The sequence below is a fragment of the Methylobacterium sp. BI1 genome (assembly GCF_056680125.1).
Window position 1 is genome coordinate 4,038,804 of the sequence record NZ_CM155267.1, and the last position, 24,838, is coordinate 4,063,641.

Sequence of the window (24,838 nt, forward strand, 5' to 3'; positions counted from 1 at the left end):
CTGCGCCACGCGGTACGGGGACGCGGCCCCGCTCGTTCGCCGGATCCCGCGGATCCGTCCGATGAGCAGTGATGCCCGCACGCCACAGCCGGGCGGGAAGCGGTGTTCCGGCCACGCTTGGCGCTTGTCATACAATAACATCCCACGCATGAAACATTATAACGTTGATTGATGGGGTGAGCGGGTGCGGCGATCGCGGATGGTGTGGGCCGGCGCGGCCCTGGCGGGGGCCGGTCTCGGGGCGAATGCCGGCGCGGCGCAGCAGGCCCAGGCGACCCTGGACGAGCTCAGCGTGACCTCGCCGAGCCCGATCCAGCCCGTCCGCCCCACGGGGGCCGCCTCGGGAGACACGTTCCCGGTGGGCGTGCTCCCGGTGGTCACCAGCACCTACTCCCCCGTCACCGTGGTGACGCAGCAGCAGATCGCCCGGGAGCAGCCGCGCACCCTCGGGGACGCCCTGTTCGATCGCCCCGGCATCTCTTCCTCGACCTACGCGCCGGGGGCCGCCAGCCGGCCCATCATTCGCGGCCTCGACAATGCCCGCGTGCGCATCCAGGAGAACGGCGTCATCAACAACGGCGTGTCGGACCTGGGCGAGGACCATACCGTCCCGGTGAACCCCCTGGTCAGCGACCGGATCGAGGTGATCCGCGGGCCCGCCACCCTCCGCTACGGCTCCGGGGCGATCGGCGGCGTGGTCTCGGCCGAGAACAACCGGGTTCCGACCTTCATCCCGGTGAACGGGGTTTCGGGTCAGGTCACGACCGGGTTCTCCAGCGTCGACAACGGGCGGCTCGGCGCCGCGACGGTGGATGCCGGCAAGGACGGCATCGCGGTCCATGCCGACGGTTTCCGCAGCGCCACGGACAGCTACGCCATTCCGGGCGGGATCCAGCGCAACTCGGCCACCGAATCCCAGGGCGGCTCCGTCGGCATCTCGGCCATCGGCGACCGCGGCTTCGTGGGTATCGCCTTCAGCCACTACGATGCACTCTACCAGATCCCCGGAGGCGAGGCGGCCGACAGCCGGACCCGCCTCGACCCGCGCCAGGACCGGGTGGTCGCCCGGGGCGAGTACCGCCCCCTGGACGGCCCCCTGGAGGTGATCCGGTTCTGGGCCGGCGGCTCGGTCTACCGGCACGACGAGCGCGGCATCGGCGGCGACGGCATCGACGGCATCCAGGCCACCTTCAAGAGCCGCGAGGCGGAAGGCCGCGTGGAGGCGCAGCACGTGCCGGTCTTCACCCCCCTCGGCACGCTGACGGGCGCCCTCGGCGTGCAGAGCGGGCGGCGCGTGCTGAACACGCAGGGCGAGAGCTTCCTGCCGCCGACGGAATCACGCTCGAACGCGGTCTACCTCTTCGAGCAACTCGACATCGGCCAGGGCCTGCGCTTCCAGGCGGCCGGCCGCATCGAGGGCACGCGGTCCGCGAGCACGGCGGTGCAGTTTCCGAGCGACTACCTGCCGGTGGAGGGGCAGGACCCGGCCAGCTTCGGCCTGAAGCGCCGGTTCGCCCCGAAGAGCGCCAGCTTCGGCGCCCTGCAGGACCTGCCCTACGGCTTCGTGGCCAGCGTGAACGGCTCCTACGTCGAGCGGGCGCCCACGGCCTACGAGCTGTTCTCGCAGGGGCCGCACGATGCGACCGAGACCTTCGAGATCGGTGATCCCCGCCTGAAGCTCGAACGCGCCCGCACGGTGGAGATGAGCCTCCGCCGGGCGCAAGGGCCGCTGCGCCTCGACGCGACGGGCTACTACACCCGCTATACGGGCTTCATCTACAAGCGGGACACGGGCAACCGCTGCGGCGACGACTTCGCCTCCTGCGGCAGCGGCGATGAACTCCGGCAGATCGTCTACTCGCAGCAGAACGCCACCTTCTACGGCGCCGAGATCGCCGCGCAGCTCGACGTGATCCCGGTGGGCAACGGCTGGGCCGGCCTCGAAGCGCAGTACGACTTCGTCCGGGCGCAGTTCGACGACGGCTCCTACGTCCCGCGCATCCCACCCCATCGCCTGGGCGGCGGCGTGTTCCTGGCCACCGACGGCTGGTTCGCCCGGGTGAACCTGCTGCACGCCTTCGACCACGTGGAGATCGCGCCGTTCGAGACGGTCACGCCCGGGTGGAACGACCTGCGCGCGGAGGTCAGCTACACCAAGGCCGTCGACCCGGCGATCTATGGCGCGAGCGAGTTCACCCTCGGCCTCCAGGGGCGCAACCTGCTGGACGACGACATCCGCAACTCGGCCTCGTTCAAGAAGGACGAGATCCTGCTGCCGGGCCGCAACGTCCGCCTTTTCCTGACGGCGCGGTTCTGAGCCGCGACGCGTCCTCTCCGCGCCGTGAAGATAAAAGCCGACGCGGAGGCCCAACCGTGCTACACGGAGCCAACCCCGCACGACTCCGTGCCCTGGGCAACCCCATGAGGCCCAAGTGGCAAATGCGTTCAAGAGCGGTGCGTCGCAGTCGCGATCGACCAATGATTTCAACGAGCGCGCGAAGCTCCTGTCCGAGCGCCTGGGCGCGATCGAGAAGCCGGTCCAGATGAAGCGCGGGAACGCGCCGCGTCGCACCTTCAAGGCAGGTCCCCGTCCCGAAGAGGAGACGGTGGAGCCGGCCGAAGCCCAGACCGAGGGTCACGAGACCGCCGAGGGCGAGGACACCGAGTCCGAGACCCGCTCCGAGGCCTGAGGTCGGTCGGACGCGGTTCGTCCGCTCCGTCCGATCGTTCAACAAGAAAGGGCCGACGCATCGCGTCGGCCCTTTTTCTGTTCGCGTCTCGTCGGTCCGGGCGCCGCGTGAGCGGCGCGCCCCGACCTCTAGCGGCGTGCCTTGGCCTTGCGGGCCGCGTAGCGGGCGTCGCGGGCCGCCTTCTTGGCGGCGAGCTCGGCCGCCTTCGCCTCGGCCGCAGCCAGGGCCTCGGCCTCCTCGCGGGCGATCTGCGCGGCGAGCTCCGCTTCCTCGCGGGCGCGCTTCGCTTCCGCCGCGGCTTTCTCGGCGGCGATCCGGGCCGCCTCGCGCTCGCGGGCGCGCTCTTCGCGGGCGCGGGCCACTTCGGCGCGGGCCTGCGCCTTGGCGATCATCTCCGGATCATCGGCCGGAGGACGGGCCTTGAATTTTTCCAGCAGCATCTGCTTCGCGCTGAGGGAGTTCTTACGGCGGTCGTCGAAATTCCTGTAGTCGAAGGCGCCCATCTGACCTTTCTCATGTGGTGTGTCGCCCGCATCCGGCGTGGAGCACGCGCGGCATGGGGCCGTGAAAGAAACCGGTTAATTGCTAGTCTTGCACCGCAGCAAGCCAATGCCTGACTGCCTGCCGGGAATCAACAGAAGCCGCTCGTCGTGAAGCGGCTTCTGACAGGTTGTTGAAACGATGCCTCAGCACGCGGGCCTCGTCTCGCCGGTCCGGGTCACCCGGATCGGGCGACCCGGACCGGCCGACCGAGCTCAGGCGGCCTGGAGGTTGCCGGCCGACTGCTTGCCAGTGCGGCGGTCGTTCTCGATCTCGTAGGAGACCTTCTGACCCTCGATCAGGTTGCGCATCCCGGCGCGCTCCACGGCGGAGATGTGGACGAACACGTCCTTGCCGCCGTCATCCGGCTGGATGAAGCCGTAACCCTTGGTCTCATTGAACCATTTCACGGTGCCCGTGCTCATGGTGCTGTTCTCCTGAAGCGTTGTTTTGCCTGCCATCGGCTGCCCGGTACCCGCGTCGCAATCGCGCGGGCACCCGAGGCGCAGGGTCGTCGGATGGGATGTGCGATCGAAGCGGCACCCGCGAACAGGACTGTCGAACAGTCCTGTGAAAAGGGCGGGTGTGCTACCCGGAATGAGCCGGCCATGGAGCGATGGTTACAAAAGTAGGAAGCCTGCGACGCAAGGACAAGGCGCCAGCCAAAGCCGGGTTCCCTGTCCGATTGCGGAAAGCCGCGGCCGGGCCGGGCCTGCGGCGAACCGCGCAACCGCTACCGTGCCTGGGGGTGGCGCGGCGCCCCGTGGTTGCTGCACCGGCCCCGGACCGGTACTCTGGCCGCCAACATATGTGGGTCCGAAGGGCCCGGGGACAGGACCGGAATGCGGGACCGACGGCGGGGCCGCGGCCCGGAAGGGGATGGGATGGCGAGGCCTGCGACGCAGCGACGAGAGCCGGGAGCGCAGGCGCGCCGGGCTCGCCGGAACGGCCATTCGTGACGGGTATCCGGGGGCGGATTCGTCGTGCATCGGTCTGGAGGCTCGCCTGCGCCGCCTGGCCGCTCGTCCTCGGTTCGGCCGGGGCCGGGTTCGCCGTGGGGCCGGCCCGGGCCTTCGACCTGTTCGGCCTGTTCGGCTCCGAGGAGGAGCCCCCGGCCCCGAGCGCCGGCGCCCTGCCCTATACGGTGAAGTTCTCCGGCATCGATGACGACGATGTCCTGCGCGCGCTGCAGGACACCTCCACCCTGTACCGCCTGCGCCAGGAGGCGCCGCCGGACGGAGAGGGCCTGGTACGCCGGGCGGAAGCCGACCAGCGCCGCCTCGCCGACGTGCTCTCGGGCTACGGCTACTACCAGGGCACCGTCGCGATCCGCATCGACGGCGTCGTGCTGGCGGGCGAGCCCAGCGTGGTGCCGGCTGCCCGCGCGGCCGAGGCGTCGCGGGCGCGCGCCCTGGTGCCGGTCAAGGTCGTGGTCGATCCCGGTCCGCTCTACACCCTGCGGTCGATCCGGGCCCGCGACCCCCGGGGCAACCCGTTTCCCGAGGAGGTCCTGCCGGAGCGCTTCACCCGCGTCGGGGACGAGGTGCCGGCCCGCTCGGCCACGGTTCTGGCCCGGGAGGCCAAGATCGTCGATCGCTTCCGGTCGCTGGGCCATCCCTTCGCCAAGGCGGTCTCCCGCGACCCGGTGGTGGACGACGCCGCCCACGTCATGGACGTCACCTTCACGATCGATCCGGGGCCGATCGCCGGGCTCGGCGAGGTCGCGGTGCGCGGTACGCAGGACATCGATCCGGCCGTGGTGCGCTCGTTCATCTATGCCGAGCCGGGCGACCCCTACTCGCCGAAAGCCGTGTCGGACATCCGCCGCTCGGTCGCCAAGGTCGAGGGCCTGGGCTCGATCCGGGTGCGCGAGGGCGAGACCCTCGATCCGTCCGGCAACCTGCCGATCTTCGTCGACGTCACGGAGCGCGAGAAGAACCTGATCGGCGTCGCCGCCCGCTACTCCACCGTCGACGGGCCGGGCATCCGGGCCTACTACGCCAACCGCAACCTGTTCGGCGGCGGCGAGACCTTCCGGGTCGACGCCGACATCTACTACCTGGGCAACGACCTCTACGCCAAGCAGCGCAAGGCCGCCGGCATCGACTCGAACGGCCTCGGCGGCCGTCTCTCGGCCACCTTCGTCAAGCCGGCCCTGTTCGGCACCCGCAACGACTTCATCGCCAACGTCTTCGCGGGCCGCGAGGCGCAGCAATCCTACGTCAGCGACGCGGCCGGCGGCACGGTGGCTTTGCGCCACCGCTTCTCCGACACCTTCTTCGCCCAGGTCGGCCTCGACGGACAGGCCGGGCGCTCGCAGGACGCCCTCGGCAAGGTCGATTACCGCCTCGTCGGCGTGCCGCTCTCGGTGAGCTACGATTCCACGGACAACCTGCTGGACCCGACCGAGGGCGTGCGCCTCACCGCATCGGCCACACCCTATGCGGGCTTCCTCGGCTCCGATCCGTCGATCTTCGTCGCCAAGGCACAGGGCTCGACCTACTACGCCTTCGACGACGAGGCCCGCTACATCCTGGCCGGCCGCATCGGCTTCGGCTCGATCTCCGGGGCGAACCTCGAGGACATCCCGGCCAACATCCGGTTCTTCGCCGGCGGCGGCGGCTCGGTCCGCGGCTTCCCCTACCGGACGCTGGGACCGCGCGGGCCCTTCAACCTGCCCATCGGCGGGCGCAGCCTGCTCGAGGCCTCGGTGGAGGCCCGCATCAAGGTCACCGACACCATCGGCGTGGTGCCCTTCATCGACGCCGGCACCGCCTTCGCCGGCAGCCTGCCCGACTTCGACGAGCGCATCCGCTACGCCGTCGGCCTCGGCCTGCGCTACTACACCGGCATCGGCCCGATCCGGGTCGACGTCGCCTTCCCGATGGACCGCATCAAGGGCAACCACGAGCGCCCGGTGGCCCTGTACATCAGCCTGGGGCAGTCCTTCTGATGGAATTCTGGACCGCACGGACCGCCCGGATCGCGCCCCTCCCCCCGCGTCGGGGGCGATTGCGCCTTGCCGCGATCCTGGGCCTCGCGCTCTTCGTCGCCGGCCCGGCCACCCTGACCCGGGCCGACGAGGGCGAGAAGACCGTGCTCGGCGGGCTCCTGTCCAAGGCCCTGTCGACGCCGGGCTCGCGGGTCGCCATCGGCGCCGTGGACGGCGCCCTGTCCTCGGACGCCACCATCCGTGACGTGGCGGTCAGCGACGCCAACGGCGTCTGGCTGAAGCTCGACCGGGCGCGGCTGGTCTGGCGCCGCCTCGCCCTGCTGTCCGGCCGACTGGAGGTGGAGACCCTGGAAGTCGGGCGCCTCGAAGTCCTGCGCCGACCCCTCCCCGCTCCGGTCTCGGCGACCCCGGAGCCCGACGGATCGCTGCTCCCCGACCTGCCCGTGAAGGTGGAGGTCAAGGCCTTCACCCTGGCCGAACTCGTCCTCGGCGAGGCCCTGGCCGGGCAGCCGGCCCGCCTGACCGCCCAGGGCCGGGCCAAGCTCGGCGCCCCGTCCGAGGGCCTCGACCTCGACGTCGCGGTGCGTCGCCTCGATGCCGAGGGGCGCTTCGGCGCGCGGCTGCTCTTCGTGCCGAAGGGCGAGACCCTGGAGCTCAAGACCACCCTGGTGGAGCCGGCCGGCGGCCTGTTGTCCAAGGCCGCCAACCTGCCCGGCACGCCGCCGATCAACCTCGACCTCGACGGGCGGGGCACGCTCGACGCCTGGAACGCCCGCCTCGACTTCGATGCCGGGCCGGACCTCGGCGCCCGGGGCACCGCGCGCATCTCCCGCGTCGGGGCCGAGCGCCGGCTCGCCCTCGACCTCGCCTCGCGGATCGAGGGTCTGCTGCCCGGCCCGGCCGCGGCGATCTTCTCGGGGACGACCAAGCTCGACGGGGGACTGCGCTTCGCCGACAGCGGCGCCTTCGGCATCGACCGCCTGGAACTGACCTCACGCACCGCCCGGCTCGAAGCCAAGGGGACCCTCACGGCCGACCGGGTGGCCGACTTCCTCCTCTCCGCCCGCGCCGTGCCCACCGAGGGCGGAGTCACAAAGGCGGCGGATGCCGAGCTCGACACCCTGGTCTTCGACGGCAGCCTGAAGGGACCGGTGGCGCGGCCCACGGTCAACGGCACGCTGAAGGCCGCGGGCCTGCGCGCCGGCGGCTCCGCCCTGGAGCGGGTCGACGCCACCCTGTCGATGCTGCCGGCCGGGCCCGACCCCTCCGCGGCCCGCTTCGCCCTCGCGGCCGACGCCCGGGTCGACGGCCTGCGCCTCGCCGACCCGGCCCTGCGCCGGGCTATCGGAACCCGGGCGGCCCTGACCTTCCGCGGCACCCTGCAGCCCGACAACGTCCTCGACGTCGCCGAACTCAAGCTCGACGGGCCGACGGCGACGGCGGCCTATGCGGGCCGGATCGGCCAGAACACCCTGACGGGCACGGTGGACGCGGCCCTGTCCGATCTCGCGGCCTTCTCGGAGGTCGCCGGGCGGCCCCTCGCCGGCGCCCTGACGGCCCGGGCCGCCCTGACCGGCGACCCGGCCCGCAAGGCGGTCAGCGCCGATGTCGACCTGCGCACCAGCGGCCTCGCCCTCTCGCTCCCGGCCCTCGACCGCACCCTCGGGACCGCACCGCGCTTCAGCGGCCGGCTCTCCCAGGTCTATGACGGCTACGCCTTCGACGGCGCCCGCTTCGAGGGCGCCGAGATCGTCGGGCGCCTCGACGGCCGCGCCACCGCGCGCCTCGCCGATGCCAAGCTCGTGGTCGCCCTGAAGGACCTGTCCAGCCTCGATCCGAAGCTCGCCGGGCGCGCCCTCCTCGACGGCCGGCTCAGCGGCACCCTGGAGAAGCCCGACCTCACCGCCACCCTGACGGCGGGCGAGGCCCGCGCCCTCGGCCGGCCGCTCCGCGACCTCCGGGTCGAGACGGCCCTCAAGGACCTCACAGGGGCGCTCGACGGCACCCTGCGCCTGTCCGGCGACGTCGCCGGCAAGGCGCTCAAGGGCGACGCGCACGTGGCCCGTCCGACGCCCGACGCCTGGACCCTCGACCGCCTCGCCTTCCGCCTCGGCTCCGTCGCCCTCGACGGCCGCGCCGCCGTGGACGCCCGAACCCAGCTGACCGAGGGCGCCCTCACCCTCGCGGCCGGTAACCTCGACGACCTCGCCCCCCTCGCCCTGACGCCGATGGCGGGCAACCTCGACGCCGCCGTCACGCTCTCCCGGGCGAACGGGCGCCAGGACGCCGCCGTGAAGACGACCGGGGCGGCTCTGCGCTTCGGCGAGATCGGCCTGTCGCGCCTGGACGCGGACCTCAGCGGTCGCGACCTGCTGGCCCGGCCCGTGGTCGATGGCCGGGTGAACGCCGACCGCATCGTCGCGGCCGGCCAGAGCCTCGACACCGTCCGGCTCGTGGCCGTGGGATCACCGAACGCCAGCGACATCACCCTGAGCGCGAAGGCGCGCGGCTTCGACCTCGACGGCGCCGCCCGGCTCGTGCCGGGCGAGCGCACCCGCATCGACCTGTCGCGCTTCGCGGCGGTGCGCGGCGGCGATCGCCTCGCCCTGGCCAGACCGGCCAGCGTCACCCTCGACGGCGGCTCGGCGGTAATCGACTCCCTCGTGGTGGCGGCGGGCAGCGGCCGGCTGAGCCTGTCCGGCCGGGTCGGCCAGGCTCTCGACCTCAAGCTCGGCATCCGTAGCCTGCCCCTGGCGCTGGCCCGGATCGCCTCGCCGAGCCTCGCGCTCACCGGCACCCTCGACGGCGAGGCCGACCTGCGCGGCTCCGCCGACCGCCCCGAGGGGCGCTACGCCCTGACGGTGGCCCGCCTCGTCACGCCCGAGACCCGCAAGGCCGGCCTGCCGCCCATCGACGCCCGCGCGAGCGGGACGGTGAGCGACGGCCGCGCCGGCATCGACGGCCGGGTCTCGGCCGGTCGCGGCGCCGAGATGACGGTGACCGGCTCCCTGCCGGTGGCCCCCGGCGAAGCGCTGGCGGTAAAGCTGCGCGGCACCCTCGACGCCGCGCTCGCGAACAGCCTCCTCAGCGTCGGCGGCCAGCGCGTCGCCGGCCGCATCGCCCTCGATGCCGGCGTGACCGGAACCCTGGCCGCCCCCCGGGCCGAGGGCGCCGCCACGCTGACGGGCGGCGCCTTCACCGATCCGCTCCAGGGCATCCGCCTCACCAACATCGAAGGTCGCGTCACCGGCCGCGGCGACACCCTCGTCGTGGAGCGCCTGACGGCCCAGACCCGCAACGGCGGGAGCCTGCGGGGCGACGGCCGGGTGGCCCTGGAGCCCGCCGCCGGCTTCCCGGGCTCGCTCCGGGTCTCGGCCGAGCGGGCGGAACTCGTCTCCAGCCCGCTCATGACCGCGGTGGCGAGCCTCAACCTCGCCCTGACCGGGCCGCTGGCCCGGACCCCGAAGATCGCCGGCCGGATCGACCTCGTCTCGGTCGACGTCTCGGTGCCGGACCGCCTGCCCGCCACGGTGCAGCCCCTGCCGGAGATCCGCCGGGTGAACACCCCGCCGGAGGTGCGCGCTCGCCTCGCCGCCCGGGCCGATCGCCGGGCCAAGGTCGCGGCCCTGGGCAAGCGCGGCAAGGTCGCCCCGCCCTTCGACGCCACCCTCGACGTCGCGGTCAACGCCCCGAACCGCATCTTCGTGCGCGGCCGCGGCATCGATGCCGAGCTCGGCGGCGCACTTCGGATCACGGGGTCGTCGCGGGACCCCGTGGCGACCGGCGACTTCGAGATGCGCCGCGGCCGCCTCAGCGTCGTCGGCCAGCGCCTCGATTTCACCCGCGGCCGGCTCACCTTCGGGGGCGAGATCGCCACGCCCGACCTCGACTTCGTGGCTGAGACCAAGGCCGCCGAGGTCACGGCACGGATCGCCGTGACCGGTCCGGCCAACCAGCCGAGCTTCCTCCTCACCTCCGACCCGAGCTTGCCCCAGGACGAGGTGCTGTCGCGCCTGCTCTTCAAGAAGGCCTCGGGGGGCCTGTCGCCGTTCCAGGCCCTGCAACTGGCGCAGGCCGTGGCGCAGTTCTCCGGCGGGGCCGGCGGCGTCGACGTGTTCGAGCAGGCGCGCAAGGGCCTGGGCCTCGACAGCCTCGACGTCTCCACCGGGGCCAGCGGCGGACCGGCGCTCGGAGCCTCGCGCTATCTCAGCGACCGCCTCAGCGTCGGCGTGAAGGCGGGCGCCAAGCCTGCCGACACGGCGGCGACGGTGGATTACGACGTGACCCGGCGGGTCAAGATCCAGGGCGAGGCCGGGAGCGACGGCCGCACCGCGGTGGGCGTCGGAGCGGAGTGGGAGTACTGAGCCTCAGCGCGTCAGCCAAAGGGACTGTCCGACGCCGCTCAGGCCCTCGTGGAAATGCGTTACGAGGACGATCGCCCAGAGCATGCCGAGGATCGTGGTCAGGGCGACGAGGATCACCTCGCCCGAATCGCGCAGCCTCAGGAAGCGCTGGGCTGCTCGGGGGGATTGGGTCTCGATGCGTTGTCGTGTCATTCCATCTCCGGGTCGGGCCTGGGGTGTCCGGCCTGAACGCCGCAAGCCACGGGCCAGGGCGACGCCCCCCGGCCGTCCTCGCGCATCCGTGACGTCCCACCCCGCACCGGAATGACTCGCGTGTCCGCCTCGTCCCTGCTGATCTATCCCGATCCCCGCCTGCGCCGGGCCGCCGAGCCGGTCACGCAGTTCGACGACGCCCTGCACGAATCGGCGCGAGACCTCGAGGCGGTGATGCTGGCGGTCTCCGCCCTCGGGCTCACCCTGCCGCATATCGGACAGGGGCAGCGCCTGGTGCTGCTGCGGATGGAACCAGGCGAGCCGGTGACCGCCTACGTCAATCCGGAGATCGTCTGGGCCTCTCCCGAGCGCGGGCCGCAGCAGGAGGGCAGCGTCTCGATGCCGGGGGTGATGGACATGGTCGACCGTGCCGTGCGGGTCCGGGTGCGCTACCGCGACCTCGACGGCGGCGAGCAGGAGGAGGAAGCTGAGGGCTTCCGGGCGGCCTGCCTCCAGCACGAGATCGACCAGCTCGACGGCATCTTCTGGATCGAACGCCTGTCGCGGCTGCGCCGGGACCGGGCGATCAAGCGCTTCGCCAAGCTGCGCCGACCCGGCGGCTGAACGCGCCATCGTTATGCGGCGGATCGGCCGCGGGCGCGTTATAGCTCGGCGGCGCGTCCCTCACCCGAGAGGCGCATTGCCGATTGCGCTCGTTTTCGCCCGACCAGATCGTGTTCGCCGAGACCCTCCCGATGCGTTCGATCCGACCTCTCCTGCTCGTCCTGGCCCTGGCCGGCACGGCGCAGGCGACTGCCCGGGCAGCCATGGCTGCACCGGCGCCCGCCGCGTCGGCGTCCACGCCGGTTCCGGCCATCGGATGCGCGTCCCTGGCGAACCTGCGGCTGCTCCTGCGCGAGAGCAAGGATGCGGTCGCCACCGTCGTCGCACGCCTCAACGACGACAAGGCCGACCACCTCGGCTGCCAGGTGGTTCCGCGCGACGCCGTCTCGGGTATCGCCGAGCACCTGACCCTCAACGGCAGCGCCTACGATTGCCTGACCCTGCGCAGCACGAGCGTATGCCAGTGGGTCGTCGCCGGTACGGTCAAGCCCACCGAGGCCGTGGCGAAGCCGCGTGCGGGCGAGAAATCCAAACCCGTCGACAAGTCCCCGGACAAGTCCGTCCCACCGGAGAAGAACCGCCGATGACCCGACCGTCGCGTGCCGGCCTCGCGGCCCTCCTGCTCGGGCTCGCCGCCGTCAGCGCCGCCCGTGCCCAGCCGACCGAATCCACCGATGTCGTCGCCTGCAAGAGCCTAGTGGCGTTGCGGGTCCTGATGGCCAGCGGGGACCGGGCCGCCGCTGAGGCGGCACTGCCGCAACATCCCGAGTGCCGCCGGATCGCGCGGGCGCGCATCGGCGCCGCGGAGCATCGCGCCATGGTCGGCGGGGCCCCGTTCGAGTGCCTCGGCGTGACGAATGAGAGCGACTGTGTCTGGGTCATGCCCTGACCGGCACGCCGAACACCTTCACCACTACGACAGCAGGGGGAACAGGATGCGGAAGACGGGGATGTGGCGAGGGCCGGTGCTGGGATTGACGCTCTCGGCCCTCGCCTCGGCGGCCCTTGCGCAGGGCGAATCCACGCCGATCCAGAGTCCTCAGGATGCGGCCTGCCGCACGGAGGCCCGCAACCGGGTGTTCTCGACGCCCGATCCGAAGGGGCTCGGCCTCTACGCGATCGGCCGCCAGCTCTACTTCGCCTGCATGAAGCGCGCGCAGCCCGGGCCTCGCCGGCGGGAGCGGGCGCGCGCCTCCTGAGACGGCGCGATCAGACGCTGAGGGGGGCGCCGATCCGGGCACGGAGGACGTGCCGGAGGTTCTCGTTGTCGTTGGTGTCCGCGTCGAGGGCGGCCATCAGGCGGAGCAGTCGGCTGATCGGCGTGGTGCGGTCCTGGACCGCCGCGTCGATGAGCACCCGGAGGGGTGCCGGCTCGCTGGCGGCGAGCGTTTTCAGGTTCGTCTGGGCCGGCTGGGGCATGGTCCGCGGATCCGTGGCGTGATCAGGCGCGATCACGGGCGGCTCGCTACGCCATCGCCAGGGCCGGCGCCAGGGTTTTTTGCCATCTATCCATAGCCGGCACGCAATCCTGCCCTGCGCGACGGAACAAAGCGGGATTACGCGGGAAATGTGTGGATCGCGGCCGATTCCACGTGGTGCGTGTCGGGTTTGCCGTCGGACCTGTCCGAATCAACAACCCGAGTGCACGGCGGCGCGCCGTATCAGCGCGCCAGCGGCGAAGCGGCGTAGCCGTCGAGGAGATCCCGCGGGTCCTTGTAGAGCGCCATGCAGCCGGCGGCGCTGAGATTGGCTTCCGGGAAGCCGCCGCAGAGGACGCCGATGGTGGGCAGGCCGGCCTTTCCCGCCGCCTCGGCATCGTAGGGCGTGTCGCCGATCACCACCGCCTGCGCCGCCGTGATCGGCGCGAGCTTCTCGAGGGCGGCCTGGAAAATGTCGGGGAAGGGTTTCGAGCGCTCGACGTCGTCGGAGCTGACGACCACGTCCGTGAGATCCTCGACGTCCATGAGCGACTGGTAGTGCTCGACCTCCTTCGCCTTGCCGGAGGAGGCCAGGGCGATGGTCAGGCCCTCGCGCTTGAGGTGCTCGAACAAGGCGCGGACGGCCGGGAAGGGCTTTACCTTGGAGAGATAGTCGCGCTTGAACAGGTCCGAGCGATAAGCCTCGATCGTCTCGCCCTCGCGCTCCACCCGCTCCGCGTCGAGAAAGACCGGCAGCAGCTGGTCGCCGCCCTTGCCGATCTGGCTGCGGGCCTGGTCGTGGCTGACGCGCACGCCGAAATGCGCGAAGGCGTCGACCCAGGCCTGGGCATGGAGGTCGACGCTGTCGAGCAGGGTCCCGTCGATATCGAAGATCACCGCCCGTACGGTCCTGGTCATCGCGTCATCCCGATCCGCTGCACGCCGACCGACAGGCCGGCGTTCCGTGGGCGAACGGATGGCTCCCCGCGCTGTTCCGCCGGGGGGACGGGATTCGCGGCCGGCTCAGCGGGGGAAGAGGTGCAGGCCGTCGTCGGGCAGGAGGTTGCGGGCCGGGCCGCCGGTCTGTTGGCCGCGGCCCTGCTGGTAGTAGGGCAGCTCCGGACGGCGGTCGTTGTCGCCGCCGGAATCATACTCGTAGGGGCGGCTCCAGGGGGCGCGTCCGCCGACGCCGCCGGTGGTGTCGACGTCGATGACGGCGGGACCGCCGCGCAGCACGACGGGGCCGGCCGCGGCGGCGAGCGGCAGGCCGGCCGTGCCGAGGGCCAGGACGGCCGCGACCGTCGTCTTCCTGATCGTCGTCTTCATCGAAGCCTCGCCTCAGACGGCGCGCGGTCCCGGGGGCCGCGGCCATGGTTCTGGATCTGGCCTGACAACGGTCAAGGTTTTCCTTCGTTCCGGCACCCCCCGTGAGGGGGCGTCCGTCGCGGCCAGCCAAAAGCCCGCCCCACCGGTCCGGTGGGGCGGGCTTTGGGTCGTCCCGTGGCGGGGCCGGACTTGCTCCGGCCCGCGCGTCTCAGTGAACGGTGGCGACGTTCTCGACCACCCGGCCGCGGGCCGGAACCCGGGGTGCCTTGGCGACCGCCGCCTTGGCGACGGCAGCCTTGGTCACGGGGGTCTTGGCAGCAGCCGTCTTGGCAGCGGCAGCCTTGGCGGCGGGCGCCTTCGCGGCGGCCGATTTCACCGCGGCCGGCTTGGCGGCCTTCGTGTCGGCGGCAGCCTTCGCCTTGGTCTCGACCTTGGCGCCGGCGCTGCGGCTGCGGGTCGGCTTGGTCTTCAGGGTCTCGGCGAGCACGGCGGCCGGGCTGGCCGAGAGGGTGACGTCCGCGGTGGCGGCCTGGATGACCTCGATGCCCATCCGCGACGGGGTCAGGAGCTCGATCTCGGCGCGCAGCCAGTGCGCCTCCGCCTGGCCGAACACGCGGCCCTCGTCTTCCCAGATGTAATAGGCGCGCTCGCGCACCTGCTGCTCGAAGGGCTTCATGGTCTCTCCTCGTCCGATCGGTCCGACGTCCCGGGCGAGGATGAAACCGGATGGTTAAGCGGGCGTTAACCGCGCCGGCTGCTCTCCGACGCCGGGCGGTCCAGGCTCAACCCTTGGACAGGCGACGGGCGTTGGCGCGGACCTTCCGACGGTAGCCGGCCACGACCCCGGCCGTGGAGCCGCCGGTGGCGATCAGCAAGGCGGCCTCGTTGGCGGCCATGATCTTCTCGCTGACCATGCGTTGCGCCTCGGCCTGCGCCGCGGCGCCGCCCAGGGACAACTTGGCGAGGCGCAGGCCGATGACCTGCTGCGATTCCATGGCGAGCAGGGTCGCGTCCATGCCGAGCTTCCACCAGGAACCGAACATCCGAATCCACTTTCGAAGATGATGGCGCCGAGCCGGCAGGGCGGCTCGGGCTGTAGGCAGGGGTTCCGTACCCGGTCCCCGGGCGGGGTCCCGTTCGATCAGTCGAACAGGCGATTCTTCGCGCCGGAGCCCCCGAGGCTGATCTTCTTGGTGCCCGATCCCCCGAGGCTGATCTTCTTCGGCGGGGCGGCGGCCGGGCTCGGCGTCGCCGGCCGCGCCGGCTTGAGGCGGGACTGGCCGTAGACCACCGATCCGATCTCGTCGGCGACGCGCACGAGATCTTCGCGCTCGCAGGCCCGGGCGACCCGCAGGCCGAGCTGGTGCATGTGGCTCTTGCCGTAGAGATAGACGGCAAGGCGCGCGCGTGTCGTGGTCGACATTGCCTCGAGGATCTCCGGCAGGTCGTCCTCGTCCGCCCGGTAGACCTGGCCGAGGAGTTCGAGGGAGACCGGGCAATCCGGATCGGGAACGGCGCCGCTGGTCGGGTGAGCCTGCGTCATGGGGCATCTGCCTGTGCGAGGGGCGGAGGGGGAACGGCCGCAGAATCGGCCGCCGGGGTGGTGGGTCCGCCCGCATCGGCGCGGGCGGGCGGTGCCGCGACCGGCACCGTCGGGGGCGGCACGGCCGCGAGGCAGCCGGTGCAGACCGAGGCGATGGCGATGCGGGACCGCGCTTCGGCCCGCTGCCAGACCGCCTCGCTGCGGGCCCGCGCCGCCTGGGCTGCGGATTCGTCGAAGGCGCCGGCTCCGCCGGAGCCGAGGCTCGCCTCGCCGCCGGGGCGGATCCGGATGAACAGCGGTTCCTGAGCGAGAGCCGGGCCTGCCGTCGCCAACCCGATAGCAGGCGCGAGGGCTGTCAGGCTACCCGCGATCGCCAGGGCTGCGGCAAGGGAACGGGGCATCGGCTCCTCGTTGGGCGGGCCGGCGCGGGAATCGCCCATGCCGGCTGACATCGTTCGTCTGAACAGGGTTAACGATGCCTGAAGGGAACCGGATGCCGCAGCGGCAGCGCGTCCGCTCGACCCCCGATGCCGGGGCGGCCTAACAGGACGCCATGGAACCGAACGTCTACCTCCTGATGGCCGCCGCCCTCTTGTATTCCGGCTACATGGTCATCGCCATGCGCTCGTGAGCGCGTGTTGGCCATGCGCTCGTGAGCATGTCCTGGCCATACATTTGGGAGCGTTCCCTTACCGGCGTTCGTCGCGCTCGATCACCGCGCAGGCGGTGACGGGCGCCTCGCGCGTTCCGGAGAGTGAGCATGTGACGAGGACCTTCCCGGCATCGACGTTGCTGTGCCGTGTGGTCGCGGCAGCGGTGCGGGCCGTCCGGGCCGCCTGCGCCAGTTCCTCGGACGCGAGGCCCGTGACGGCGTGTCCGGCCCGTCCGAACAGGTCGAAGTAGCCCGCCGGCAGCGGCGTTCCCCGGAACTGGACGCCCGTGGCGGAGAGTTCGCCGCAGGCCAGGGTCATGCCGATCCCGTCGGGGCCGCTGAACTCCGCGAAATCCGCCGTTCGCTTGACCAGGGTGGCCTGGGTCTCGGCGACCACCCGGTCGATGAGGTCGCCGCAGCTATCCGCCGCGGCGGGGCCCGCGAGGGCGAGGAGGCCGAGGCTCGCGGCCAAGATGGGAGAGAATGCGCGCATTCCCTCTCACCTAAGGGCGGCCCGGCCGTTGTCGAGCGCCGCGGCTACAGCCGCTTCCGCGGCGGGCGGGGACGGCGGAACACCCCGACCATTTCGAGATGGCCCGAATAGGCGAACTGATCGACCGGGATCACCCGCTCCAGGGTGTAGCCGCCCGCCACCAGGGTCGCGGCATCCCGCGTGAAGGTGCCGGTGTCGCAGGCGACGCCGATGACGAGCGGCACCTTCGATTCCGCGATGCGGGCTGCCTGCGCACCGGCCCCCGCCCGGGGCGGATCGAACACCACGGCGTCGTAGGCCTCGAGTTCGAGGGGCAGGAGCGGCCGGCGGAACAGGTCGCGGCGCTCCGTGGTGACCCGGCGCAGGCCCGGCACGGCGCGCACCGCCCGGTCGAGGCTGGCCGAGGCGGCCGCCTCGCCCTCGACCGCATGGACGTCCCGGGTGCGCGCCATGGCGAGGCTGAACGGGCCGCTGCCGGAGAACAGGTCCACGACCCGCTTCGTCTTCTTGTCGAGGGCCGCGACCACGGTTTCGGTCAGCACGGCCTCGCCGGCCTCCGTGGCCTGCAGGAAGCCGCCGGCCGGCGGCACCAGGCGCAGGCCCGAGGTGGTGACCGCCGGAGCCCGGCGCTCCACCAGCACCTCCCCGTGCAGCGACAGGCGCGCCAGGTCGAGATCGCCGGCCAGCCGCACCAGTGCGGCGCGGACCCCCTCGGCGGCGGGGCCGTGCCCGCGGACATCCACGTCGAGGCCGGCCTCGGTGGCGGTGACGGCGACGTCGAGGGGCTTGCGGCCATGGCCGAGCGGCGCACTCAGGGCCGTCGCCACCTGGGGCGCCCGGTGCAGGGCCGGGACGGTGATGGGGCAATGGTCGATGGCGACGAGGTCGTGGCTGCGCGCCGCCATCAGCCCGGCCTCCGCCCGGCCCTCGACGGCCCGCACGTGCAGGGTGAGGCGTCGCCGCCCCTCCCCCCGCGCATCGACCAGCGGCTCCGGCGCGAGGCCGAGCCCGGCATGGGACAGGGCCTGGACGAGGTGGTCGCGCTTCCAGGCGGCGTAGGGCTCGGGGGCGAGGTGCTGCACGGTGCAGCCGCCGCAGGCGCCGAAATACGGGCAGAACGGTGCGATCCGATCCGGAGAGGCCTCGAGGACCTCGACGAGCGTACCGCGCGTGCCCGACCGCAGCACCGTCACCCGCTCGCCCGGCAGGGCCAGGGCGACGGCGGTGCCGTCTTCGGCCAGCCCGTCGCCGCGGGCGCCGAGGCGGCGGATCTCCAGGGTCTCGGTGGGCTGGGTGTCCGGCTCGGTCATGGTGGTGGGTCCAGGCGGGCCCCGATCAGGAACTCGCGGTTGCCGTCACCGCCGGCGACGGGTGACGGGATGAGGCCGACGATGCGCAGCCCCAGGGTCTCGAAGGCGACGCGGATCTCGGCGCAGACCGCGTCGTGGATGGCGGGATCGCGGACGATCCCGCCGCGCCCGACCCGGTCGCGCCCGGCCTCGAATTGCGGCTTGATCAGCGCGGCCAGGGCAGCGCCGGGGGCCAGAAGCGGCAGGAGCGCCGGCAGGATCAGCCTAAGGGAAATGAAGCTGACGTCGATGGCGCAGAGGTCCGGTGGCCGCGGGATCGCGGCGCGGTCCAGGCTGCGGGCGTCGGTGCCCTCGAGGCTGGTGACGCGGGCCTCGGTCCGTAACGAGGCGTGGAGCTGGTCGCGTCCCACGTCGACGGCGTAGACATGGGACGCGCCCCGCACCAGCAGCACGTCGGTGAACCCCCCGGTGGAGGCGCCGACGTCGAGACAGACCCGGCCCGCCGGGTCGAAGCCGAAGGCGTCGAGGGCGGCGTTGAGCTTCAGACCCCCGCGGGACACGAAGGGATGAGGCGCGGAGGCTTCGAGGCGCGCATCGCGGTCGAGGAGGTCTGAGGCCCGCGTCACGGGCTGGTCGTCCGCCCGGACGAGACCCGCCGCGATGGCCGCCTGCGCCCTGGCCCGGCTCTCGAACAGGCCCCGCTCCACCAGAAGGCGGTCCGCCCGCAGCCGCTCCCGATTCATCCTCACGCCCAACGCGTCTCGTTCCCGCCGGCCCCGGGCCGGTCCTTCCCGCTACACCACTCGGCGCCGGGGGCGAATGAAATTCGTCACGATTTCAGTCGCGCGTCCGGGCCGCCCTGCTCCATAAACGACGAGGGTGGCCGCTGATTCCGCACGGAACGGTTGCTGCGGGCCGGGCTTGTCCCGGTCGGTAGGGGTCCGCCACCCCGTCGCGGACGACGGAGTAGGGCCGGGACTTGGGACAGATCCGGGACTTGGGACAGATCATGGTCGCGCCGCGTGAGATCGAGTTGAAGCTGGAATGCGAGGGCAGCGACCTCGCGGAGCTGAGCCGCCACCCCTTCCTGCAGGCGGAAGCCGCGGAGGACTCCCGCTTCCTCACCTCGACCTACTTCGACACGGAAGGCGGTGACCTGCGTGCGGCCGGACTCACCCTCCGGGTGCGCCGCGACGGTGACGGTTTCGTCCAGACCGTCAAGGCCGCCGCCGCCGCCCCGGGCCTGTTCGATCGCGCGGAATGGGAGGCGCCCGTCGCCGGCAACGCGCCCGACCTCACCCAGCTCTCCGAGACGCCGGTCCCGGACGTGCTGTCGGCAGCCGAGGCGCCCGACCTGTCCCCCGCCTTCGCCACCCTGGTGGAGCGGCGCAGCCGTCTGGTGCGCTACGGGGCCTCCCGGATCGAGGTCGCCTTCGACGAGGGCCGGATCGAGACCCCGAACGGCGATGCGCCCCTGTGGGAGCTCGAACTCGAGCTCAAGGAAGGCCGGCCCGAGGACCTGTTCACCCTGGCCCAGGCCCTGGCCGAGACCGTGCCGCTGCGCCTCGGCGCGATGAGCAAGTCGGCCCGCGGCTTCAGCCTTCGCGACGGGACCCTGCGGCGCCCGAGCAAGGCGCGGCCGGTGGCTCTGGCGCCCGACGCCACGGCCGGCGAGGCCTTCCGGGCCATCGCCTTCGCATGCCTGTCGCACCTGCGGCTGAACGAGGACGTGTTCCTGCACAACCGGGACGTAGAGGCGTTGCACCAGCTGCGGGTCGCCCTGCGCCGCCTGCGCTCGGCCTTCACCCTATTCAAGCCGGTGCTGGCACAGGACGCCACGGCCGCGACCCTGCGCGACGAGATCAAGCGCATCACCGAGCCCTTCGGCCATGCCCGGAACCTGGACGTGTTCCTGGCCGAGACCCTTCCGGCGGAGATGGCCAAGCGGCCCGACGAGGCCGGCCTCGACGACCTGCAACGGCGCCTCGAAGCGGAGCGGGACCGGGCCTATGACGGCGTCCTCGCTACCCTCGAGTCCCAGGAATGGCGCGGCCTCGTCCTCGACGTCGCCGCCTGGCTGGAGACCGGCGGATGGCGAACCGGACCCGCCGCCCCGGACCGCGATGGGCCGGCGAGCGACTTCGCCGCCCAGGTGCTCGACAAGGCCCTGCGCCGCATCCGCAAGCGCGGACGCCACCTCGACCGCCTGGAGGCCGAGGAGCGCCACCGGGTCCGGATCGAGGCGAAGAAGCTGCGCTACGGCGCCGAGTTCTTCGCGAGCCTCTACACCGAGAAGAAGCTGCGCAAGCGCCACAAGGCCTTCGTCTCGGCCCTGTCCGACCTGCAGGACCATCTCGGCAGCCTGAACGACCAGGCCACCGCCCATACCGTGCTGGCTGGCTTGGTCGCGGTGCCCGATCCGCAGGAGATTCCCGGTGAAACGGCCTTCGCGGCCGGCCTCGCGGCGGGCGACAACGAGGCCGACGGCAAGAAGCTGCTGAAAGCCGCCGCCGAAGCCCACGGGGACCTCGTGGCGGTCAAGCCGTTCTGGCGCTGAGGCGCGCCGGTCGCCGATTTGGCGATGCGCCGTCAGCCGCGGGGGCTGAGGGCGTAGAGCGTGATCGCGGCGGCGTTCGAGACGTTGATGCTGCGGATCTCGCCGCTGAACGGGATGCGGGCCAGCACGTCGCAATTCTCGCGGGTGCGCTGGCGCAGCCCCTTGCCCTCGGCCCCGAGCACGATCACGGCCGGGCGCTTCGGGCCGATGCTGTCGAGGGCGGTCTCGGCATCGGAATCGAGGCCGATGCGTGTGAAGCCGCGCTTGCCGAGGTCGACCAGGGCGTCCGACAGGTTGCGGACCACGATCAGGGGCACGTGCTCCAGCCCACCCGAGGCGGACTTCGCCAGCACGCCGGTGGCGTTGGGCGAGTGGCGAGCGGTGGTGATGATGCCCGCCACCCCGAAGGCGGCGGCGGTGCGCACGATGGCACCGACATTGTGCGGATCGGTGATCTGGTCGAGGGCGAGGAGCAGCACATCGTCGCCCAACTCGTCGAGATCCGGCCCGGGCAGCGGGTCGGCCTCGAGGTAGAGGCCCTGATGCACGGCGTCGGCCCCGAGCAGCGCGTTGATGGCGCTCGGGCGCACGAGTTCGGGATCAATCCGCAGCGTGCCGATCTCCTCGGTGAGCCGGATCATGGCGTTCTCGGTGGCGAGGAGCCGGTGCAGCTTGCGCCCCTCGTTGGCGAGCGCCTGCGCCACCGGATGCCAGCCGTACAGCACGACGTGGTCGCCGGAGGCCGCCGCGACGCTCGCCGCGCCCCGCTGGTTCTGCGGCGGCCCGCGCCGGAAGGGACCCCGCCCGAAGCCGGGCTTGTTCGTCCTCGGCCCCGGCGGGCCGTCGCGTCGCGTGGTCATGCAGTCAGGTCCGCTCTCCGGCCGCCGGAAGGAGCGGTCCGCGTGTCCCCCCGACAAACCGGCCGGGGCCGCATTCGTCAAGCCGCAAACCCGCGGCGATTCCCCCGTTGCCCCCGCGCCCGAAGCCGCATATAGAACCGCTCACCGCAGCGGCGCCCTTCGTCTAGCGGTCTAGGACGTCGCCCTTTCACGGCGAAAACACGGGTTCGATTCCCGTAGGGCGCGCCAGCGATGTTTTCGCAATTGAACGCGACCCACTCCCTTTCTCAGAACGCATCGGACGCTCGGACACCGCTGGCGCCCGCCCGGCGGACGCAGTCCGACGATGCCTGCGGACTAGCGAGGATCGGCCTTGCGGCAGGGATCAGATTGCAGGATTTGGAAGGGTGGTGAGCGCGCTGGGGCTCGAACCCAGGACCTACAGATTAAAAGTCCGTTGCTCTACCAACTGAGCTACGCGCTCGTGTGCGACGGGGCGTTGCGGCGCTCGGCGCCGCGCCGTGTCGAACAGCGTGGCTCGCAATAGGGGGTCGGCGGTATGGGGTCAACCGGCTTCGCGTCCATCCCCCGGGGATGGTGCGTCAGGCCGCAGCGCGCTCGGCCTCGGCGCGGGCCCAGGCGGCGCGGGTCTCGTCGCTGAAGTCGGCGAGGCGGCTCTGCGCGATGGCCCGGCGCAGGCCCGCCATCAGGTCCTGGTAGTAGGACAGGTTGTTCCAGGTCAGCAGCATCATCCCCAGGATCTCGTCGCTGCGCACCAGGTGGTGCAGGTAGGCCCGGGAATAGTCGCGGGCCGCCGGGCAGGACGAGGCCTCGTCGAGGGGGCGGGTGTCCTCGGCGTGGCGGGCGTTGCGCAGGTTGATCCGGCCGTGCCGGGTGTAGGCGAGACCGTGGCGGCCGGCGCGGGTCGGCATCACGCAGTCGAACATGTCGATGCCGCGGGCCACCGAGCGCATCAGGTCGTCCGGGGTGCCGACGCCCATCAGGTAGCGCGGCTTGCCCGCGGGCAGGTGCGGCTCCACGGTCTCGATCATCGCCAGCATCACGTCCTGGGGCTCGCCCACCGCGAGGCCGCCGATGGCGTAGCCCTTGAGGTCGAGGTCCACGAGGGCGCGGGCGCTCTCCACCCGCAGGGCCGGCACGTCGCCGCCCTGGACGATCCCGAACATCGCCTTGCCGGGCTGGGTGCCGAAGGCCACGCGGCAGCGCTCGGCCCAGCGCAGGGACAGGTGCATCGCTTTCTCGATCGCCGCGTGCTCGGCGGGCAGGCGGACGCACTCGTCGAGCTGCATCTGGATGTCGGAGCCGAGCAGCCCCTGTATCTCGATGGAGCGCTCCGGGCTCATGTGGTGGGTCGAGCCGTCCACGTGGGAGCGGAAGGTGACCCCCTGCTCGTCGAGCTTGCGCAGGGCCGAGAGCGACATGACCTGGAAGCCGCCGGAATCGGTGAGGATCGGGTGCGGCCAGTTCATGAAGTGGTGCAGGCCGCCGAGGCGGGCCATGCGCTCGGGACCGGGGCGCAGCATCAGGTGGTAGGTGTTGCCGAGGACCACGTCGGCGCCGAGCTCGCGGACCTGGCCCGGATACATCGCCTTGACGGTGGCGGCCGTGCCCACCGGCATGAAGGCCGGCGTCCGGATGGTACCCCGCGGCATCGTGATCGCGCCGGTGCGCGCCGCCCCGTCGGTGGCGTCGACGCGGAAGGTGAACTCGGTGGGCAAGGCGACGGGGGAAGCGGGTTCGGACATGGGCGCCGTCTTAGAGCCTCCGGCGGTTTCGAGGCAAACCCCGCCCGGGCCGGCGCCGTCAGCGGCGCGCCGGGAACAGCAGGCTGGAATCGCCGTAGGAGTAGAAGCGGTAGCCGCCCGCGATGGCGTGCGCGTAGGCCGCCCGCATGGTCTCCAGGCCCGAGAAGGCCGAGACCAGCATGAACAGGGTCGAGCGCGGCAGGTGGAAGTTGGTCATCAGGGCGTCCACCGCGCGGATGGGCGTGCCCGGGGTGATGAAGATCTCGGTCTGGCCGGCGAATGGGTGCAGGCGCCCCTCCCCGTCGGCCGCGCTCTCGAGGAGGCGCAGGGCCGTGGTGCCGACGGCGACGATGCGCCCGCCCTGCGCCCGCACGGCGTTGAGGTCCGCGGCGGTGTCGGCGTCGAGGCGGCCGATCTCGGCATGCATGCGATGGTCGGCCGTGTCGTCGGCCTTCACCGGCAGGAAAGTGCCGGCGCCGACGTGGAGCGTCACGGTGTGGCGGGCAATGCCGGCGGCGTCGAGGGCGGCCAGCATCGCCTCCGAGAAGTGCAGCCCGGCGGTGGGGGCCGCCACCGCCCCGGGCTCGCGGGCATAGACCGTCTGGTAGTCGGTGGTGTCCTGCGCGTCGGTGGGGCGCTTGCCGGCGATGTAGGGCGGCAGCGGCAGGTCGCCGATGGCCGCGATGGCGGCGTCCAGGGCCGGTCCGGCCAGATCGAAGCGCAGGCTGATCTCGCCGCCCTCCCCCTTCGCCAGGATGGTGGCGTCGAGGCTGCCGAGTTCGCGGGGTTCGCTGGCGCCGTGGCGGCCGAAGCTGACCCGGTCGCCGGTGGCGAGGCGCTTGCCCGGCCGGGCGAAGGCGCGCCAGGTGTCGGCCGCCTCGCGCAGGTGCAGCATCGCCTCCATCCGCAGGCCCGGTGAGCCCGGGCGGTGGCGGATGCCGGCGAGGCGCGCCGGGATCACCCGGGTGTCGTTGAAGACCAGGGCGTCGCCCCGGCGCAGGAGCTGCGCGAGGTCGCGCACCCGCCGGTCCTCCAGGCCCTCGCCCGGCCGGACCACGAGGAGGCGGCCGGCATCGCGGGGCACCGGCGGCCTGAGGGCGATGCTGTCTTCCGGCAGCTCGAAATCGAAGAGATCGACGCGCATACCGCGCCACCTGCATGGTTTGCCCGCGCGGATCAATGGTTCGGAACCCAACGGCGCCGGGCCGGTTCGACGTGGAGGTCGGGCGACCGCCCGGCGCGCCTGGATTTTCGTACCTCAGGTTGCGATAGTCGATTTTACGGCGAGCGAGATCAGGTTCAGGAGTTAGAGGCATGAGCGACGGGATCACCCGGCCGGTGCGGCCGGGCCGCGTTACCCTGGACGGGCAACTGGTGTCGTACTGGGAGCGGGAGGCGCAGCGTCTCGAGGCGCTCGCCGACGCCGCGCGTTGGAACTGGAGCGCCCGGAGCTTCCGCCGCAAGGCCGAGCGCGCCCGGGCGGAGGGCGCGCGCTTCGCCGCCCGCGAGCAGGCGCGCAAACCCGCCCCGCCGGAGACGCCCGAGATCTCCTGAGCCTCCGAGACGGCATA

26 protein-coding genes and 2 tRNA genes are annotated in these 24,838 nt (G+C 72.3%); 11 read left to right on the forward strand and 17 right to left on the reverse strand.

All coding sequences use genetic code 11. From position 1 onward, the window contains the following. Positions 1 to 199: 199 nt before the first annotated feature. Together AC1MGR_RS19070 and AC1MGR_RS19075 are read left to right on the forward strand one after the other, a co-directional pair. On the forward strand, positions 200 to 2,317 hold the full coding sequence (locus AC1MGR_RS19070) for a TonB-dependent receptor (RefSeq protein ID WP_480232575.1): 2,118 nt from the start codon (positions 200 to 202) through the stop codon (positions 2,315 to 2,317). A gap of 115 nt (positions 2,318 to 2,432) precedes the next feature. Continuing rightward, positions 2,433 to 2,690: a hypothetical protein gene (locus AC1MGR_RS19075; RefSeq protein ID WP_480232576.1), complete on the forward strand. Its 258-nt coding sequence runs from the start codon at positions 2,433 to 2,435 to the stop codon at positions 2,688 to 2,690. A 128-nt stretch (positions 2,691 to 2,818) separates the two neighbouring features. Here the strand turns inward: AC1MGR_RS19075 and AC1MGR_RS19080 are convergent, their stop codons facing one another. Further along, on the reverse strand, positions 2,819 to 3,193 hold the full coding sequence (locus AC1MGR_RS19080; protein WP_480232577.1) for a DUF6481 family protein: 375 nt from the start codon (positions 3,191 to 3,193) through the stop codon (positions 2,819 to 2,821). Between the two features lie 252 nt (positions 3,194 to 3,445). Further along, the gene (locus tag AC1MGR_RS19085) at positions 3,446 to 3,655 is read right to left on the reverse strand and encodes a cold-shock protein (protein WP_055952791.1); all 210 of its coding nucleotides are present in this window, start codon (positions 3,653 to 3,655) and stop codon (positions 3,446 to 3,448) included. 629 nt (positions 3,656 to 4,284) lie between these two features. Here AC1MGR_RS19085 and AC1MGR_RS19090 point away from each other — a divergent pair. Together AC1MGR_RS19090 and AC1MGR_RS19095 are read left to right on the forward strand one after the other, a co-directional pair. Further along, positions 4,285 to 6,183 carry an autotransporter assembly complex protein TamA gene (locus tag AC1MGR_RS19090; RefSeq protein ID WP_480234839.1) on the forward strand — a complete coding sequence of 633 codons (1,899 nt, stop codon included), beginning with the start codon at positions 4,285 to 4,287 and terminating at the stop codon, positions 6,181 to 6,183. After that, entirely contained in the window at positions 6,183 to 10,547 is a 4,365-nt protein-coding gene (locus AC1MGR_RS19095) for a translocation/assembly module TamB domain-containing protein (RefSeq protein WP_480232578.1), read from the forward strand. Before AC1MGR_RS19090 ends, AC1MGR_RS19095 begins: the two co-directional genes overlap by 1 nt. 3 nt (positions 10,548 to 10,550) lie before the next feature. Here AC1MGR_RS19095 and AC1MGR_RS19100 read toward each other — a convergent pair whose 3' ends face one another. Then, positions 10,551 to 10,739 carry a hypothetical protein gene (locus AC1MGR_RS19100; protein ID WP_480232579.1) on the reverse strand — a complete coding sequence of 63 codons (189 nt, stop codon included), beginning with the start codon at positions 10,737 to 10,739 and terminating at the stop codon, positions 10,551 to 10,553. 120 nt (positions 10,740 to 10,859) lie between these two features. Here AC1MGR_RS19100 and AC1MGR_RS19105 point away from each other — a divergent pair, with 120 nt between their 5' ends. The 4 genes from AC1MGR_RS19105 (at position 10,860) to AC1MGR_RS19120 (ending at position 12,562) form a co-directional block, all read left to right on the forward strand. Then, on the forward strand, positions 10,860 to 11,363 hold the full coding sequence (locus tag AC1MGR_RS19105) for a peptide deformylase (RefSeq protein WP_480232580.1): 504 nt from the start codon (positions 10,860 to 10,862) through the stop codon (positions 11,361 to 11,363). Between the two features lie 131 nt (positions 11,364 to 11,494). After that, positions 11,495 to 11,950 (forward strand): hypothetical protein, encoded by a 456-nt coding sequence (locus AC1MGR_RS19110; RefSeq protein WP_480232581.1) that lies wholly within the window; start codon positions 11,495 to 11,497, stop codon positions 11,948 to 11,950. Beyond that, positions 11,947 to 12,252, forward strand: coding sequence for a hypothetical protein (locus AC1MGR_RS19115; RefSeq protein WP_480232582.1), 306 nt, complete (start codon positions 11,947 to 11,949; stop codon positions 12,250 to 12,252). Before AC1MGR_RS19110 ends, AC1MGR_RS19115 begins: the two co-directional genes overlap by 4 nt. 76 nt (positions 12,253 to 12,328) lie before the next feature. Beyond that, positions 12,329 to 12,562 (forward strand): hypothetical protein, encoded by a 234-nt coding sequence (locus AC1MGR_RS19120; RefSeq protein WP_480232583.1) that lies wholly within the window; start codon positions 12,329 to 12,331, stop codon positions 12,560 to 12,562. A gap of 10 nt (positions 12,563 to 12,572) precedes the next feature. On the opposite strand, the gene AC1MGR_RS19125 is transcribed toward AC1MGR_RS19120, so the two are convergent. From AC1MGR_RS19125 to AC1MGR_RS19170, 10 genes are all read right to left on the reverse strand, one after another. After that, complete coding sequence (locus tag AC1MGR_RS19125; protein WP_108034292.1) at positions 12,573 to 12,782, reverse strand: hypothetical protein; 210 nt, start codon at positions 12,780 to 12,782, stop codon at positions 12,573 to 12,575. A gap of 242 nt (positions 12,783 to 13,024) precedes the next feature. After that, the gene (locus tag AC1MGR_RS19130; RefSeq protein ID WP_480232584.1) at positions 13,025 to 13,699 is read right to left on the reverse strand and encodes an HAD family hydrolase; all 675 of its coding nucleotides are present in this window, start codon (positions 13,697 to 13,699) and stop codon (positions 13,025 to 13,027) included. Positions 13,700 to 13,804: 105 nt separating this feature from the next. Next, the gene (locus AC1MGR_RS19135; protein ID WP_108034290.1) at positions 13,805 to 14,107 is read right to left on the reverse strand and encodes a hypothetical protein; all 303 of its coding nucleotides are present in this window, start codon (positions 14,105 to 14,107) and stop codon (positions 13,805 to 13,807) included. A 208-nt stretch (positions 14,108 to 14,315) separates the two neighbouring features. Continuing rightward, positions 14,316 to 14,783, reverse strand: a complete 468-nt coding sequence (locus AC1MGR_RS19140; protein WP_480232585.1) for a DUF2934 domain-containing protein — start codon at positions 14,781 to 14,783, stop codon at positions 14,316 to 14,318. A 106-nt stretch (positions 14,784 to 14,889) separates the two neighbouring features. Then, entirely contained in the window at positions 14,890 to 15,150 is a 261-nt protein-coding gene (locus tag AC1MGR_RS19145) for a hypothetical protein (RefSeq protein WP_108034288.1), read from the reverse strand. A 98-nt stretch (positions 15,151 to 15,248) separates the two neighbouring features. Beyond that, positions 15,249 to 15,650, reverse strand: a complete 402-nt coding sequence (locus AC1MGR_RS19150) for a hypothetical protein (protein ID WP_055952760.1) — start codon at positions 15,648 to 15,650, stop codon at positions 15,249 to 15,251. Continuing rightward, the gene (locus AC1MGR_RS19155; protein WP_146180429.1) at positions 15,647 to 16,051 is read right to left on the reverse strand and encodes a hypothetical protein; all 405 of its coding nucleotides are present in this window, start codon (positions 16,049 to 16,051) and stop codon (positions 15,647 to 15,649) included. Before AC1MGR_RS19155 ends, AC1MGR_RS19150 begins: the two co-directional genes overlap by 4 nt. A 288-nt stretch (positions 16,052 to 16,339) precedes the next feature. Then, positions 16,340 to 16,795, reverse strand: a complete 456-nt coding sequence (locus tag AC1MGR_RS19160) for a hypothetical protein (RefSeq protein ID WP_480232586.1) — start codon at positions 16,793 to 16,795, stop codon at positions 16,340 to 16,342. Positions 16,796 to 16,839: 44 nt separating this feature from the next. Continuing rightward, a complete protein-coding gene (locus tag AC1MGR_RS19165; RefSeq protein WP_480232587.1) occupies positions 16,840 to 18,105 on the reverse strand; it encodes a class I SAM-dependent RNA methyltransferase in 1,266 nt (421 codons plus the stop codon). Next, entirely contained in the window at positions 18,102 to 18,848 is a 747-nt protein-coding gene (locus AC1MGR_RS19170; RefSeq protein WP_480234840.1) for a TlyA family RNA methyltransferase, read from the reverse strand. The genes AC1MGR_RS19165 and AC1MGR_RS19170 overlap by 4 nt, the downstream gene beginning before the upstream one ends. A gap of 266 nt (positions 18,849 to 19,114) precedes the next feature. Here AC1MGR_RS19170 and AC1MGR_RS19175 point away from each other — a divergent pair, with 266 nt between their 5' ends. Next, positions 19,115 to 20,662 (forward strand): CYTH and CHAD domain-containing protein, encoded by a 1,548-nt coding sequence (locus AC1MGR_RS19175; RefSeq protein ID WP_480232588.1) that lies wholly within the window; start codon positions 19,115 to 19,117, stop codon positions 20,660 to 20,662. Positions 20,663 to 20,694: 32 nt separating this feature from the next. On the opposite strand, the gene rlmB is transcribed toward AC1MGR_RS19175, so the two are convergent. Then, the gene (rlmB, locus tag AC1MGR_RS19180) at positions 20,695 to 21,522 is read right to left on the reverse strand and encodes a 23S rRNA (guanosine(2251)-2'-O)-methyltransferase RlmB (RefSeq protein ID WP_480232589.1); all 828 of its coding nucleotides are present in this window, start codon (positions 21,520 to 21,522) and stop codon (positions 20,695 to 20,697) included. Between the two features lie 152 nt (positions 21,523 to 21,674). On the opposite strand from rlmB, the gene AC1MGR_RS19185 reads away from it, so the two are divergent. After that, positions 21,675 to 21,750, forward strand: a tRNA-Glu gene (locus tag AC1MGR_RS19185). Positions 21,751 to 21,909: 159 nt separating this feature from the next. On the opposite strand, the gene AC1MGR_RS19190 is transcribed toward AC1MGR_RS19185, so the two are convergent. From AC1MGR_RS19190 to queA, 3 genes are all read right to left on the reverse strand, one after another. Further along, positions 21,910 to 21,985 (reverse strand) — tRNA-Lys (locus AC1MGR_RS19190). Between the two features lie 118 nt (positions 21,986 to 22,103). After that, complete coding sequence (gene tgt, locus AC1MGR_RS19195; protein WP_480232590.1) at positions 22,104 to 23,267, reverse strand: tRNA guanosine(34) transglycosylase Tgt; 1,164 nt, start codon at positions 23,265 to 23,267, stop codon at positions 22,104 to 22,106. A gap of 58 nt (positions 23,268 to 23,325) precedes the next feature. Further along, positions 23,326 to 24,411 (reverse strand): tRNA preQ1(34) S-adenosylmethionine ribosyltransferase-isomerase QueA, encoded by a 1,086-nt coding sequence (gene queA / locus AC1MGR_RS19200; RefSeq protein WP_480232591.1) that lies wholly within the window; start codon positions 24,409 to 24,411, stop codon positions 23,326 to 23,328. Positions 24,412 to 24,581: 170 nt separating this feature from the next. Between queA and AC1MGR_RS19205 the strand changes: the two genes are divergently transcribed. Next, positions 24,582 to 24,821: a hypothetical protein gene (locus AC1MGR_RS19205; protein WP_480232592.1), complete on the forward strand. Its 240-nt coding sequence runs from the start codon at positions 24,582 to 24,584 to the stop codon at positions 24,819 to 24,821. Positions 24,822 to 24,838: the final 17 nt, after the last annotated feature.